The following is a 12,642-nucleotide window of genomic DNA, read 5'->3' on the forward strand; positions in this document are numbered from 1 at the left end:
ACGCGACCCTCTTTTTATTCAGCGTGGCTCAGTACGTTATCACGCCAGCAGGTAATCGAGCACCAGACCGGCAAACACCAGCGCCCCCACATAGTTGTTGTTGAGAAACGCCTGGAAGCAGGCTTCCCGCTGCCGTTCGCGAATGAGTCGCTGCTGATAGACAAACAGCACCGCCGCCCCCAGCAATCCCCAGTAATACCAGCCCCCCAGCGTCATCAGCTGCCCGACCACCAGCAACAGCAGCAGCGTCGAGAGTTGCAGTGCGCCGATGATCCGTTTGTCATGACGACCAAACAGGATAGCGCTGGATTTAAGGCCGATCTTGAGGTCGTCATCCCGATCCACCATGGCGTACTGGGTATCGTAAGCCACCGTCCAGAGCAGGTTGGCAAAGAAGAGCAACCAGGCCACCAGCGGCAGGGCATCCGCTTGCGCCGCATAGGCCATCGGGATCGACCAGGAGAAGGCCATCCCAAGCACCAGCTGGGGATTGGAGATAAAACGCTTCATGAAGGGATAGCTCACCGCCAGCAGCAGGGCGACAAACGACAGGCCGATGGTGAGCGGATTCATGGTCAGCACCAGCGCAAACGAAATGATCGCCAACACGCAAAAGAGCGCCAGCACCTCCCACGGCTTGACTCTGCCCGTGGGCAAGGGGCGACCAGCGGTGCGTTTGACGTGACCATCGAAGTTGCGATCCGCATAGTCATTGATCACGCACCCTGCCGAGCGCATCAGAAAGACCCCGACCACAAACACGGTCAGCACCCAGAGATTGGGCAGGCCGCCCGCGGCCAGCCATAACGCCCACAGGGTCGGCCACAGCAGCAGCAGGGTTCCGATAGGCTTGTCGACGCGGGCCAACTGCATGTAGGCCAGTCCCCGCTCCTTGGTTAACAGATTCACTCCAGCTCCTTGTCACAGACGAGAGAGGGCAGAAACAGCTCGTGCACCAGCAGTGGCCACTGCCCCAGAAACAGACGGGAACGCCGCCCCCAGACCGTAGCGGCGGGGCAGCGGGGATTGGCGGCGATATCAAAACGGGCCAGTTGCAGATGATCGCGGCGGGCAGGCTCACGGCCAAATACCCGCTCACCCAGTGGCTGCTCGCCAAGCTCGGCAATGCCGCTCCCTTGCAGCGCGCCATCGGCAAACAGGGTCCAGCCCAGTACGGCGGGCCCACGATCCCCGTGCAGGATCACCTCGCGGCAGGTGCCGGCTGACGAGGCCGAATCCACCAGCCACCGCTCATCGGCAGTAAGGGCAACCCGGTGATTGCCCAGCCACTCCACCGAGAAGTGGCGATTGTGCTGGCGCAGACGCCGGGTCATGGAGCCGGGCTCCAGTAGCCAGGGGCGCAAGCTGGCGGGCAACTCACAACAGTCGGGGGCCAGCCACTCGCTTAGCGGCGTGAGGGGAACAGTCAGCCCGGACTTCACAGCTTCACCATCCAGAGATTCCCGTGTTCAGGTTAAAATCCGGTTTATTATCCGTAAATCAATAACGAAATGTAAGAACATCCGTGCTTGACGGCCCCGATGGCAACATCAAAAATGGGTTATCCGTTGCTGATGAGCCATCTAGATGAAGATATTCAAAATTCTGCTGGTGTTGTTACTGGGCTGTGGTGCACTGCAGCAGCAAGCTCTAGCTGAAGATGCGCCGCCCGCAGAGGGAGCTGCCAAGCCCGGTTTCTCCTACCACGCGCTCAACCCCGACATCATTACCAACTACCTGAGTGATAGCAAAACCCTCGGCTATATCCGGGTTACGGTAGAGCTGATGGCCGAAAATGACGCAGATCTCAAACTACTGGAGCAGCATGACCCGCTGATCCGCGATGCCATCATCCGCCTGATTGGCAGTAAAAATGCCGACCAGGTGAAATCTCTGGCCAACAGGGAAGAGCTGCGCAAGGAGTGTGAAGCAGTGGTCAACGAGCTACTGGTGAAAGAGAGTGGCAAGAAAGCGGTCCGCGAGCTTATCTTCACCAAGTTCCTCTACCAGTAATCCCTCCCGAAACAATCGCTTATTGGCATATCGGCCAATAAGCGAGCTTTGTCGGTTTATTCGAAATGAAAATCGATTACAATACGGCCGTCAAGTCGTAGAGGTAGTCGTTATGGGCAGCAAAACCCTGTGTGAATGGCGCCGTCACGAGATCCCTACCGATCTCAAGGCGTTGCGAAAAATCGTCCGCAAACCCAAGTTTGTCTGCGGCAAATGCGCCCGCAGTGCCAATGACAAGGGTTACCTCTGCCAGCCACTGCGCTTGAAAGAGGAGTAATTCACCCCACCAGCGTGCTATTGATCGGTCCAGCTCTGGCGCCCCTGCGCAAATAGCTTGCGCGCCTGGGTATCGTTCGGGCATACGCCGCGATATTCGCCACCGGAGCGGCCCGCCAGATAGAGATGCTCGGGACGGCAATACCAGGCCAATCCCTTCTGATATCCCTGCAACCATCGCTCGGTATCCACCTTGTTGCCACACTGGCCATGATGGAACTCGACCCGCTCGCTGGTGAAGCCCAGCTTGCCATCCGCCTCCCCCACCTCGCTCCACTCCTTCTCGCAGGGATCATCGTTGGAGACACAGCCACCCAGCAGGGCAGCCAACAATATAATGGTGAGTCGCATAGTCATCCTTGCGCGTCATTTGGGCAGTTCATTCTATCCAGCGGCCCACCCCTGACCAAGGGCGAACACTCAGCCGTGTGAGCGCGGCAAAAAAATCAGGCGGGCCCAAAGCCCGCCTGTTCATTCAATACCCTGGTTCACAGGTCATCGAAAGTGTCATCATCCTGCCAGCTTTCATCTTCCCATTGATCCAGCTCTTCTTCCCAGGATTCCGGATCCCACTCGTCATCAGAGGAGTCGTAATCCGGCTTGTGTCCACCCATCTTCACTCTCCTTGGATAGTTCACCCGCACTCCAATTTTATCCGCAATTATCGGGCTCGCCAGTCAGAGTGAGTTCAAAGTTTGACCAGGGTGCGACCGGCGATCTGGCCTTGCGTGATCGCCTCGGCAGCCTCGACCACCTGCTCCAGCCCAATCTCGGTGACCGCCTGTGCAAAAAAGCTGGCCGGAAGATCCCGTGCCAGTCGCCGCCACGCCAGTTGACGACGTTCAAACGGGCACATCACCGAATCGACCCCCTGCAGCCGCACGTTGCGCAGGATAAAGGGCATCACACTGGTCGGCAGATCGAAACCGCCCGCCAGCCCGCAAGCCGCCACTGCGCCGCCATAGTTCATCTGGGCCAACAGCTTGGCCAGCACCTGACTGCCGACGGTATCGATGGCTGCGGCCCACAGCTGCTTCTCCAGCGGTTTGGCGGGCTCCAGCAGCTCGCTGCGCGGCACGATGCGGCTGACACCCAGTGTGGTCAGCATGGCGCCCTGCTCTTCGGGACGACCGGTCAGCGCTGCCACCTGATAGCCAAGAGCCGCCAGCAGGGCGACCGAGGTAGCCCCCACGCCGCCAGCCGCGCCGGTGACCAGCACCTCGCCGCTGTCGGGTGTAATGCCCGCCTCTTCCAGCGCCAGCACGCAGAGCATGGCGGTGAGACCGGCGGTGCCGATGCACATGGCCTGCCGTTCATCCAGCCCGGCGGGCAACGGCACCAGCCAGTCCCCCTTGACCCGCGCCTGTTCGGCCATGCCGCCCCAATGCCCTTCGCCCACGCCCCAACCGGTCAGCACCACCTTGTCGCCGGGCTGATAGCGGCTGTCGGCAGATTCGAGCACGGTACCGGCAAAGTCGATGCCGGGCACCAGCGGCCACTGGCGCACTATCTTGCCCTTGCCGGTGATGGCCAACCCATCCTTGTAGTTGATGGAGCTATAGGTAACCGCCACCCGCACTTCACCTTCCGGCAACTGGCTCTCGGCCAGCCGGGTCAGAGTCGGTACAGTCTTGCCGTCTTGGTTTTCCAGTAACAGAGCCTTGAACATGGTTGCCTCTTTGATGACGTGTGAAACGGAGATCAGCTGCTTTGCCGCTTTTGCAGTTGAAAATCGAGAGCCAGCGCAGTGCCCATCACGGGCTCCCCAGCCAGTTGGCGCAGGATCAACTCGGCAGCCTCCTGCCCCATTTTGCGATAGGGGATCCTGACCGAAGTAAGGGTCGGATAACAGGCGCGCGCCACATCCAGATCGTCAAATCCGGCGATGGCGAGTTTGCCCGGCACATTCAAATGGCGGCGCTGGCACTCGAACAGCACCCCGGCCGCCAGTTCGTCGTTGACGCAGATCAGCGCGTCCAGCTCGGGCCAGCGCAGCAGAAATTCCCCCAGCATGGTGGCGCCGGTGCTGAAGCTGGGCCGCTCAGAGGTATTGATGATGGCATCGGGGGAGAGGTAGTTGTCGAGCAGCGCCTTCTGCCAGCCCTGCATCCGCTGTTGCAACATCCACTGCTCCTGACGGGCGCAGAGAAAACCGATGTTGCGGCAGCCCCGCTCGATGAGGTGGCGAGTCAGCTGATAACCGGCATCGAAGTTGGAGACCCCCACATTCATGTCGATGGGGCTGCGGGCCATGGCGCCCACTTCCACCACCGGCAGGCGGGAGGCTTGCAGGCGGGTGCGGATCGTCTCGCCGGGATCGCCACCAAACAGCACCACCGCCGCCGGATTGTGCTGCAAGAAGCTGGTCAGCAGGCGCTCTTCCTGCTGTTTCAGATGCTGGGCATCCCCCAGCATGATCTGATAACCCTCGTCGAGCAGGGTTTGTTGCAGGCCAGCGATCATCTCGCCACAGCCCGCTTCCGCCAAACTGGGAACGATCACGACAATGGTTTGGGAGGTGGCAGAGGCCAGCGCCCCGGCCGCCCGATTGGGGATATAGCCGAGCTCTTCCACCGCGGCTTCGATACGCTCGCGCATCTTGTCGGAGACCAGTTCGGGGGTGCGCAGGGCACGGGAGACCGTCATGGCCCCCACTCCGGCCAACTGGGCCACATCGTTGAGGGTCACCCGACCCGTGCTACGGCGCTTCTTCGCTTCTGACATCCATCCCATCCTCGACTTGCGGCTGCCCACTTTAAGGCAAAAGTGCGGCACTGACTATTTGCTCAGGGCCGATTCTACCCTCTTTCCCGGATCTCGGGGGCAAGATGACTCCCGTTGATGGATGAAATGATAGCGCTATCACAGTTTCATGTTAGCGCTATCTGATAGCGCTAACTTTCGCGATCACTCTCACAGTTTCACCGCCGCAAGATCGCTAGATTGGCCCCATCTTAACTAGCCGGATCACCACCATGCTGACTCAACTGCTGACCGAGGATGTCATCCGCATCGAACCCGCCGCCCGCGACTGGCGTCACGCCATCGAGCTGGCAACGGCGCCCCTGCTGGCCAATGGCACCATCGAGCCCTCCTACGTGGCTGCGCTGTTTCGCTCTCATGAAGAGCTCGGCCCCTACTACGTACTGGGGCCCGGTCTGGCGATGCCCCATGCCCGCCCCGAAGACGGTGTCAACCGGCTGGGTCTGGGGCTGACCGTCATCAAGCGGGGGGTCAACTTCGACTCCGAGGGCAACGACCCGATCCGGCTGTTGATCACCCTGGCCGCCAGCGACAGCAACTCCCACGTGGAGACCATCGCTCAGCTGGCCGAGCTGTTTATGAATGAAGAGGACGTGGCGGCCATCATCGCGGCTGACACCAAAGACGACATCCTGCGCATTCTGGCGCGCTACTGATCTGCGCCACGGCGCACCTGACAGAGGAAGAGATAATGAAAATTCTGGTTGTATGCGGTCACGGTCTGGGCACCAGCCTGATGATGGAGATGAGCATCAAGAGCATCCTGAAAGAGCTGGCGGTCGATGCCGAAGTGGATCACCGCGATCTGGCCTCCGCCGGCAGTGAAACCGCCGAGATCTTTGTCGCCACCCGCGACATCGCCGAGCAGCTGCAATCCATGGGCGTCAACGGCCGCCTGGTGGCCCTCGACAACATGGTCGACAAGGCCGCGATGAAAGAGAAGCTCGCCACCGCCCTGCGCGAACTGGGCGCCCTCTAAGGATCCTCCATGCGGCCTGCGGGCCGCATCTTCCATTGCCAGGAGCTGACCATGGAATTTTTCAACTTTCTGATGTTTGACGTGCTGTCCGAGCCCGCCGTGCTGGTCGGCCTGATCGCGCTTATCGGCCTGATTGCCCAGAAGAAACCGGTGACCGAGTGCATCAAGGGTACGGTCAAGACCATCATGGGTTTCGTCATTCTGGGGGCCGGTGCCACCCTGGTGATCAACTCGCTGGGTGACTTTGCCGTCATATTCCAGCACGCCTTCGGCATCAAGGGGGTCGTGCCCAACAACGAAGCCATCGTCTCCATCGCCCAGACCTCGTTCGGCAAGGAGATGGCGATGATCATGTTCTTCGCCATGCTGGTAAATATCCTTATCGCCCGTCTGACTCCGTGGAAATTTATCTTCCTGACCGGTCACCACACCCTGTTCATGTCGATGATGGTGGCGGTGATCCTCTCTGCCGGCGGCATGAGCGGCGTGCCGCTGATCGCGGTGGGCAGCCTGGTGGTCGGCGTCGCCATGGTCTTCTTCCCGGCCATCGCCCACCCCTTCATGAAGCAGATCACCGGCTCCGACGACGTGGCGCTGGGCCACTTCTCCACCTGCTCCTACGTGCTCTCCGCCCTGATCGGCGCCAAGTTCGGCAACAAGGCCCACAGCTGCGAAGATGTGCAGGTACCGAAGAGCCTGCTGTTCCTGCGCGATACCCCGGTGGCCATCTCCTTCACCATGGGCATCATCTTCCTGGTGACCTCCGCCTTCGCCGGCCCCGAGTTTGTCTCCAGCGTCGCCAAGGGCAAGCACTGGTTCATGTTCTCCCTGATGCAGTCCATCACCTTCGCCGCCGGTGTCTACGTGATCCTGCAGGGTGTGCGGATGGTCATCGCAGAGATCGTACCGGCCTTCAAGGGGATCTCCGACAAGCTGGTGCCGAACGCCAAGCCGGCTCTCGACTGCCCCATCGTCTTCCCCTACGCCCCCAACGCCGTGCTGATCGGCTTCCTGTCGAGCTTTGCCGCCGGTCTGGTGGGGATGGCGCTGCTCTACGCCATGGGCCTGACCGTCATCATCCCGGGCGTGGTACCGCACTTCTTCGTCGGCGCTGCTGCCGGGGTATTCGGCAACGCAACCGGTGGTCGTCGTGGCGCCATCCTGGGCTCCTTCGCCAACGGCCTGCTGCTGCTCACCATTCTGCCGGTGTTCCTGCTGCCGGTGCTGGGCGACCTCGGCTTCGCCAACACCACCTTCAGCGACTCCGACTTCGGTGTGGTCGGCATCCTGCTGGGACTGATCGTGCGCTAATCCCGGTCATCGCCAACAAAAAACGGAGCGCATCGCGCTCCGTTTTTTTATGGTCGGCCATCGATGATGGATGGCGGGCTGTATGAAAGGCTGAAACTCAGTCGTTCTCCAACGCAGTGAGGCAGTGCGAGAGGGTGCGCGCCAGCGCTCCCTGATTGCGCAGCACCACGGCGCGGGCCTGCTCGCCCATCTCGCGGCGGGCGTTGCCGTCGGCAAACAGCTGGCTCACCCGCTCGCCCAGCTCGGCGGCATCGGCCACGATGGCGGCGCCCCCCTGAGCCACCAGCTGGCGGGTGATGTCGCTGAAGTTGAAGTAGGCGGGCCCAGTCAGGCAGGGCTTGCCGAGCGCCGCCGGTTCCAGCAGGTTGTGACCGCCGATCTTCACCAGACTGCCACCGACGAAGGCCACATCGGCCGCCGCCAGCATCAGCGGCAGCTCACCCATGGTATCGCCGAGATAGACCTTATCCTGTGCTCCAACCGCAGCATGACTGGTGCGCCGCACGCAGCCGTAAGGGGCACACAGCTCGGCCACCCGGTCAAACCGTTCGGGGTGGCGCGGCACCAGAATGAGCAGCGCGTCGGGATGGCGTTTGAGCAGCAGATCGAAGGCGGCCAGCACCTGCTCATCCTCACCCAGATGGGTGCTGGCGGCGATCCAGACCGGCCGCTCGGCGCCCAGCTGCTGGCGCAGGGCGCGCCCCTTGGTCTGCACCTCGTCACCAAACTGGATGTCGAACTTGATGGAGCCGGTCACCGCCAGCCGCGAACGATCGATGCCGAGGCGGGCGAAGCGGTCGGCGTCATCCTGATGCTGACAGAGCAGATGGGTCAACGGCCGGCTCAGGGCGTCGAAGGCGCCGTGGAAACGGGCATAACGCTGGCAGGAGCGTTCGGAAAGACGGGCATTGATGATGGTCACCGGCAAATGGCGCGCCTCGCAGGCGGCCAGCCAGTTGGGCCATAACTCGGTCTCCATCACCCAGAGCGCGCGCGGCTTGAAGGTGTCGAGAAAGGCCGCAATGGCCCAGGGGTAGTCGAGCGGCGCGTAGCGATGGATCACCAGATCCCCCAGCTTGGCAGCCTGATCGGCGCCGGTGCGGGTGGTGGTGGTGAGCAGGATCGGCAGATCGGGCCGCTCCGCCTTGAGGGCGCGAATGAGCGGCGTGATGGCCAGCGTCTCCCCCACGCTCACCGCATGGATCCACAGTGGTGCCTCCTGTCCGGTGGCGGGCAACCGCCCGAGATGCTCGGCCCAGCGCTCGCCAAAGCCGGGCTTGCCCTTCTTTGGCTTGTAGAGGGCCAGCAGCGCCAGCGGCAATCCCAGGTGGATCAGCAGGTTGTAGAGCAGACGATAGGGCATCTTACTGACTCTGCTCCAGCTTCTTGCAGGCATCGACCACCTGCTCCGGTGGCAAGTCGATCAGGCACTTAAGATGACCGAACTTGCAGGTACGCTTGAAGCAGGGGCGGCACTCGATGTCGGTGTGAACGATCTCGACCCGATCCGCCAGCGGCGGGGTGTAGAGCGGCGAAGTGGAGCCATAGACGCCCACCAGCGGCCGGTTGAGGGCGGCGGCGATGTGCATCAGGCCGGAGTCGTTGGAGATGACCCGGCTGGCCAGCGCCATCAGATCGATCGCCTCGTGCAGGCTGGTCTTGCCCGCCAGCACGTGGCAGTTGGGGCGAGTCAGCAGGTTGACCCGATCCCGGATGGTGTTGGCAACCGGCACATCCTTGTTGGAACCGAAGATCCACACCTGCCACCCCTCGTCCAGATGCTGCTGGGCCACCACGGCGTAGTGCCCCTCCGGCCATCGCTTGGCCGGGCCAAACTCGGCACCGGGGCAGAGCACCAGCACCGGGCGGGTGCTATCCAGCCCCAGCCGCTCCAGTGCCTTGCTCTGGTTGATCAGATCGACGTGGAGCGCCGGGTGCGGAATGGTCGGGATATCGGCCCGGCTCTTCATCTGCGCCTTGGGATAGGCGAGCGCCAGATAGCCCTCCACCATCAGCGGGAAGGCGGACTTGTTGCTGCGCAGGTCGTTGAGCAGGCCGTAGCGGCTCTCGCCCTTCCAGCCGGTACGCACCGGAATGCGGGCAAACCAGGGGATCAGCGCCGACTTCATGGAGTTGGGCTGGACGATGGCCTGATCGTACTGCTCGGCCGCCAGCTGCTTGCCGAGGCGGCGGCGCGCCACCAGCTTGAAGTCACCGTGGCCAAGGGGCATGGTGATCGCCTTGTCCACCTCCGGCATCCGCTCCAGCAGGGCGCAGCACCAGGCGGGGGCCATCACGTGCAGTTCGCACTCCGGATGGTTGGCCTTGATCGCCTTGTAGAGGCTCTGGGACATCACCATATCGCCGACCCAGGAGGGGCCGATCACCAATATTTTCATCACGCGTCTTCTCTCGGGACGGGCCCGGCTGTTAATCATCACTGGGCGAGATTATGCCCCAAGAATGACTGGATAAATAACAGAAAACCCTTATCTGGCACCGCCGCCACCTCCTTTTTCAGCGGTGACCTTCTGCCAACCGGGCGAGACGAGACAGGCAAACAACTGGCAGAGACGGGCAATGGCGGCTCTCTCTTTGACCCGTTTTTCCGTTAGAATGGCCCATCAATACGCATTCGCCCCGCCAGCCGGGCAATAACCGTGAGCCCCATTTCGTGAAAAAACCGACTCTGGCTGCCGTTCTGATCGTCAAGAATGAAGCCGACAACCTGCGCAAGTGCCTCGCCTCCCTCGATGGACTGGTGGACGAGATCGTCATTCTGGACTCCGGTAGTCAGGACGAAACCCCGGCGATTGCCGCCGAATTTGGCGCCCGCTTCTTCGTCAACGCCAAGTGGCCAGGCTTTGGCAAACAGCGCCGACTGGCCCAGTCCCATGTGCAGTCCGACTGGGTGCTGTGGCTGGATGCCGACGAGCGGCTCACTCCCGAGCTGAAAACCGCCATCGCCAACGTGATGGCCAATCCGGCCAGCGATACCATCTACTCGCTGCCGCGCCTCTCCTGGGTGTTTGGCCGCTTTATCCGCCACAGCGGCTGGTATCCGGATCGGGTGCTGCGCCTCTATCCCAAGGCGCTCACCAGCTACAACGAGGCGCTGGTCCACGAAAAGGTAGAAGTGCGGGCCAACATGAAGATCGTCAATATTCATGGCGACCTGCTCCACTTCACCTATCGGGACCTGGAGCACTATCTGGTGAAATCCGCCGGTTATGCCCGCGCCTGGGCCGATCAGCGCACCGCTCGCGGCAAGAAGGGCTCTCTCAGTCAGGGGCTGATCCACGCCGTCGGCTGCTTCCTCAAGATGTACCTGCTCAAGGCTGGCTTCCTCGACGGCAAGCAGGGGCTACTGCTGGCGATCCTCTCCGCCCACTCCACCTTCGTCAAATACGCCGACCTCTGGGTGCGCCAGCAGCCGCAGCAGCCGGAATAACCGTCATACGAAACAGGGCCCCGCGGGGCCCTGTTTGCACTGCTGCATACCTTACTTCTGCCAGAAAGGCACCGCCCAGCGGGGCCCAGCTTGCATTGCTGCATAACTTACTTGCGCCAGAAGGGCGCCGCCCAGCGGGCCATCTCCGGCACCATGGCCTTGGGATCGAGCTGACTCATATCCTCAGGATGGTCGCTATCCTCCGGCGGGCTGAAGGCGAGGTGACGCCCTTCGCTGTTAAGGGGTTTCCAGCGCAGCGGAGTGGCGGAGCGGCGCATCGGGAAGAAGCCGATGGTCGGCACGTCGAGCGCCCCGGCAATATGGAGCGGGCCGGTACTGCCTGCAACGAACAGGGCTGCGTTGGCCAACACCTGACAGAACATCGGCAGACCATCGCTGGAGCGGTAGATCCAGCCATTACCACCGTGGGCCAGCAGCTCGGCCGCCAGTTGTTCGGCCATCTTCTCCTCGCCCGGGCCTGCGGTCAGCACGCACTGCAGCTCGGGGCAGGCCTGATTGAGCTTGATGATGATGCGGGCATACTGCTCGATGGAGAGGTTGTTGGCCGAACCGCCGCTACCGGCATGTACCATCAGCCAGGGGCGACTGGCATCGAGCTTGAGCTTGAGTGCCAGCTGCTCGCGCACCTGCCGCAAGGTCTCCTCATCGAACTGCAGGAAGGGGGTCTTGGGCTCCACCACGGCCACCTGCTGATCGGCCAGGAAGCGGCGGATCAGCTCCAGGTTGTACTCGGACTCCGGTTTCTGAGAGCGGGAGCGACGCTGCACCAGTCGCTGGTTGTAGAGCACCTGCGCCAGCTTGGTGGCCGGGGCCAGCCGATAAGGGATGTGCGCCTTCCACACCAGCATGGCATTGCGGGAGTTGGAGAAGAGGCAGATGGACGCGTCGAACGCCGCCGCCTTGATCCGCGCCAGCAGCGCTCGCTGTTGCTCCTTGTCGGCCCGTACGCCCGGATCGATGATCACCTCGTCAATCCAGGGGCAGAGCCGGGCCAGCGGCGCTGTGTAGGCCGGAACCAGGGCAGTCACATGACACGCCATGGAGCCTTTGAGCATGGCGAAACTCGGCCACGCCAGCATAAAGTCACCAATCTTGTCATTGCGAACGACCAGAATACGTTTCATAAAAAATCCCTTTGCTCCCTGTCACCAATGCAGGGAGGCTTGATGCGCGATGGGGTATTCTTGCCTGATGCACTGCTATTCTCAAGCGACGACCTTATAATGCGACCAAATTTCCAGGTTGCAGGACCACAAAGATGACTACCAGGGTGATTTATCCCGGGACGTTTGATCCCGTTACCAATGGCCACGCCGATCTCATCGGCCGCGCCGCCAAGCTGTTTGACGAGGTGGTGGTCGGGGTCGCCAACAGCCCGAGCAAGCGCCCGCTGTTCGATCTGGCAGAACGTGTCCAGCTGGTACAGCAAGTGACCAGCACGCTTCCCAATGTCAAGGTGGTGGGCTTCTCCGGCCTGCTGGTCGATTTCGCAAAAGAGCATCAGGCCAACGTGCTGATCCGTGGCCTGCGCGCCGTCTCCGACTTCGAGTACGAGTTCCAGCTGGCCAACATGAACCGCCGCCTGATGCCCACCCTTGAGAGCGTCTTCCTCACCCCGGCAGAGGAGAACTCCTTTATCTCCTCCACCCTGGTGAAAGAGGTGGCGCTGCACGGCGGTGATATCCGCCAGTTTGTCGACCCGGTAGTGGCCCAGGCCATCGCAGCCAAACAGAAAGGGTGATCCCCTTCCACACTCGCCATTCTCGACGGCAACAACGCACGAGGGCTACCCACGGGTAGCCCTCGTTGTATCTGTCCCATTATGGAG

At 61.7% G+C, this 12,642-nt stretch carries 16 protein-coding genes; 7 read left to right on the plus strand and 9 right to left on the minus strand.

All coding sequences use genetic code 11. The features are described 5' to 3' along the window. Nucleotides 1-39: 39 nt before the first annotated feature. Together ubiA and BN1117_RS17715 are read right to left on the minus strand one after the other, a co-directional pair. On the minus strand, nt 40-909 hold the full coding sequence (gene ubiA, locus BN1117_RS17710; protein WP_040099531.1) for a 4-hydroxybenzoate octaprenyltransferase: 870 nt from the start codon (nt 907-909) through the stop codon (nt 40-42). Further along, nucleotides 906-1,442: a chorismate--pyruvate lyase family protein gene (locus tag BN1117_RS17715; protein WP_040099533.1), complete on the minus strand. Its 537-nt coding sequence runs from the start codon at nt 1,440-1,442 to the stop codon at nt 906-908. The genes ubiA and BN1117_RS17715 overlap by 4 nt, the downstream gene beginning before the upstream one ends. A gap of 145 nt (nt 1,443-1,587) precedes the next feature. On the opposite strand from BN1117_RS17715, the gene BN1117_RS17720 reads away from it, so the two are divergent. Further along, nucleotides 1,588-2,013, plus strand: coding sequence for a flagellar basal body-associated FliL family protein (locus BN1117_RS17720; RefSeq protein WP_040099535.1), 426 nt, complete (start codon nt 1,588-1,590; stop codon nt 2,011-2,013). A gap of 112 nt (nt 2,014-2,125) precedes the next feature. Next, nucleotides 2,126-2,290, plus strand: coding sequence for a hypothetical protein (locus tag BN1117_RS19570; protein ID WP_098971330.1), 165 nt, complete (start codon nt 2,126-2,128; stop codon nt 2,288-2,290). A 17-nt stretch (nt 2,291-2,307) separates the two neighbouring features. On the opposite strand, the gene BN1117_RS17725 is transcribed toward BN1117_RS19570, so the two are convergent. The 4 genes from BN1117_RS17725 to BN1117_RS17735 all read right to left on the minus strand — a co-directional run bounded on the left by BN1117_RS17725 (nt 2,308) and on the right by BN1117_RS17735 (nt 5,013). After that, nucleotides 2,308-2,640 carry a DUF2799 domain-containing protein gene (locus BN1117_RS17725; RefSeq protein WP_040099537.1) on the minus strand — a complete coding sequence of 111 codons (333 nt, stop codon included), beginning with the start codon at nt 2,638-2,640 and terminating at the stop codon, nt 2,308-2,310. Between the two features lie 137 nt (nt 2,641-2,777). Continuing rightward, nucleotides 2,778-2,903 (minus strand): hypothetical protein, encoded by a 126-nt coding sequence (locus tag BN1117_RS19980; protein ID WP_268844008.1) that lies wholly within the window; start codon nt 2,901-2,903, stop codon nt 2,778-2,780. A gap of 74 nt (nt 2,904-2,977) precedes the next feature. Then, nucleotides 2,978-3,958: an acrylyl-CoA reductase (NADPH) gene (acuI, locus tag BN1117_RS17730; protein ID WP_040099540.1), complete on the minus strand. Its 981-nt coding sequence runs from the start codon at nt 3,956-3,958 to the stop codon at nt 2,978-2,980. A 32-nt stretch (nt 3,959-3,990) separates the two neighbouring features. Continuing rightward, complete coding sequence (locus BN1117_RS17735) at nt 3,991-5,013, minus strand: LacI family DNA-binding transcriptional regulator (protein ID WP_040099544.1); 1,023 nt, start codon at nt 5,011-5,013, stop codon at nt 3,991-3,993. A gap of 251 nt (nt 5,014-5,264) precedes the next feature. Between BN1117_RS17735 and BN1117_RS17740 the strand changes: the two genes are divergently transcribed. The 3 genes from BN1117_RS17740 to BN1117_RS17750 are packed head-to-tail and all read left to right on the plus strand — an operon-like array spanning nt 5,265 to nt 7,342. After that, the gene (locus tag BN1117_RS17740; protein ID WP_040099545.1) at nt 5,265-5,708 is read left to right on the plus strand and encodes a PTS sugar transporter subunit IIA; all 444 of its coding nucleotides are present in this window, start codon (nt 5,265-5,267) and stop codon (nt 5,706-5,708) included. Between the two features lie 35 nt (nt 5,709-5,743). Continuing rightward, nucleotides 5,744-6,031: a PTS sugar transporter subunit IIB gene (locus BN1117_RS17745; RefSeq protein WP_040099548.1), complete on the plus strand. Its 288-nt coding sequence runs from the start codon at nt 5,744-5,746 to the stop codon at nt 6,029-6,031. A gap of 51 nt (nt 6,032-6,082) precedes the next feature. After that, on the plus strand, nt 6,083-7,342 hold the full coding sequence (locus BN1117_RS17750) for a PTS ascorbate transporter subunit IIC (RefSeq protein ID WP_005357405.1): 1,260 nt from the start codon (nt 6,083-6,085) through the stop codon (nt 7,340-7,342). Between the two features lie 97 nt (nt 7,343-7,439). Here the strand turns inward: BN1117_RS17750 and waaA are convergent, their stop codons facing one another. Both waaA and waaF read right to left on the minus strand, forming a co-directional pair. Next, nucleotides 7,440-8,705, minus strand: a complete 1,266-nt coding sequence (gene waaA / locus BN1117_RS17755; protein ID WP_040099550.1) for a lipid IV(A) 3-deoxy-D-manno-octulosonic acid transferase — start codon at nt 8,703-8,705, stop codon at nt 7,440-7,442. A 1-nt stretch (nt 8,706) separates the two neighbouring features. Beyond that, nucleotides 8,707-9,741, minus strand: coding sequence for a lipopolysaccharide heptosyltransferase II (gene waaF, locus BN1117_RS17760; protein ID WP_040099552.1), 1,035 nt, complete (start codon nt 9,739-9,741; stop codon nt 8,707-8,709). 275 nt (nt 9,742-10,016) lie between these two features. Between waaF and BN1117_RS17765 the strand changes: the two genes are divergently transcribed. Continuing rightward, entirely contained in the window at nt 10,017-10,793 is a 777-nt protein-coding gene (locus BN1117_RS17765) for a glycosyltransferase family 2 protein (protein ID WP_033136376.1), read from the plus strand. A gap of 107 nt (nt 10,794-10,900) precedes the next feature. Here BN1117_RS17765 and BN1117_RS17770 read toward each other — a convergent pair whose 3' ends face one another. Continuing rightward, nucleotides 10,901-11,938: a glycosyltransferase family 9 protein gene (locus BN1117_RS17770; RefSeq protein ID WP_040099554.1), complete on the minus strand. Its 1,038-nt coding sequence runs from the start codon at nt 11,936-11,938 to the stop codon at nt 10,901-10,903. Nucleotides 11,939-12,072: 134 nt separating this feature from the next. On the opposite strand from BN1117_RS17770, the gene coaD reads away from it, so the two are divergent. Continuing rightward, entirely contained in the window at nt 12,073-12,555 is a 483-nt protein-coding gene (gene coaD / locus BN1117_RS17775) for a pantetheine-phosphate adenylyltransferase (protein WP_021231538.1), read from the plus strand. The last annotated feature ends 87 nt before the right edge of the window (nt 12,556-12,642 follow it).

Source organism: Aeromonas australiensis, from assembly GCF_000819725.1.
GTDB classification, from domain to species: Bacteria; Pseudomonadota; Gammaproteobacteria; order Enterobacterales; family Aeromonadaceae; genus Aeromonas; species Aeromonas australiensis.

Coding starts and splice junctions, on each gene's coding strand:
- BN1117_RS17745 (WP_040099548.1), top strand. CDS start 5,744: ATGAAAATTCTGGTTGTATGCGGTCACGGTCTGGGCACCAGCCTGATG.
- BN1117_RS17750 (WP_005357405.1), top strand. CDS start 6,083: ATGGAATTTTTCAACTTTCTGATGTTTGACGTGCTGTCCGAGCCCGCC.
- BN1117_RS17740 (WP_040099545.1), top strand. CDS start 5,265: ATGCTGACTCAACTGCTGACCGAGGATGTCATCCGCATCGAACCCGCC.
- BN1117_RS17735 (WP_040099544.1), bottom strand. CDS start 5,013: ATGTCAGAAGCGAAGAAGCGCCGTAGCACGGGTCGGGTGACCCTCAAC.
- BN1117_RS19570 (WP_098971330.1), top strand. CDS start 2,126: ATGGGCAGCAAAACCCTGTGTGAATGGCGCCGTCACGAGATCCCTACC.
- waaA (WP_040099550.1), bottom strand. CDS start 8,705: ATGCCCTATCGTCTGCTCTACAACCTGCTGATCCACCTGGGATTGCCG.
- waaF (WP_040099552.1), bottom strand. CDS start 9,741: ATGAAAATATTGGTGATCGGCCCCTCCTGGGTCGGCGATATGGTGATG.
- BN1117_RS17725 (WP_040099537.1), bottom strand. CDS start 2,640: ATGCGACTCACCATTATATTGTTGGCTGCCCTGCTGGGTGGCTGTGTC.
- BN1117_RS19980 (WP_268844008.1), bottom strand. CDS start 2,903: ATGGGTGGACACAAGCCGGATTACGACTCCTCTGATGACGAGTGGGAT.
- acuI (WP_040099540.1), bottom strand. CDS start 3,958: ATGTTCAAGGCTCTGTTACTGGAAAACCAAGACGGCAAGACTGTACCG.
- coaD (WP_021231538.1), top strand. CDS start 12,073: ATGACTACCAGGGTGATTTATCCCGGGACGTTTGATCCCGTTACCAAT.
- BN1117_RS17720 (WP_040099535.1), top strand. CDS start 1,588: ATGAAGATATTCAAAATTCTGCTGGTGTTGTTACTGGGCTGTGGTGCA.
- BN1117_RS17770 (WP_040099554.1), bottom strand. CDS start 11,938: ATGAAACGTATTCTGGTCGTTCGCAATGACAAGATTGGTGACTTTATG.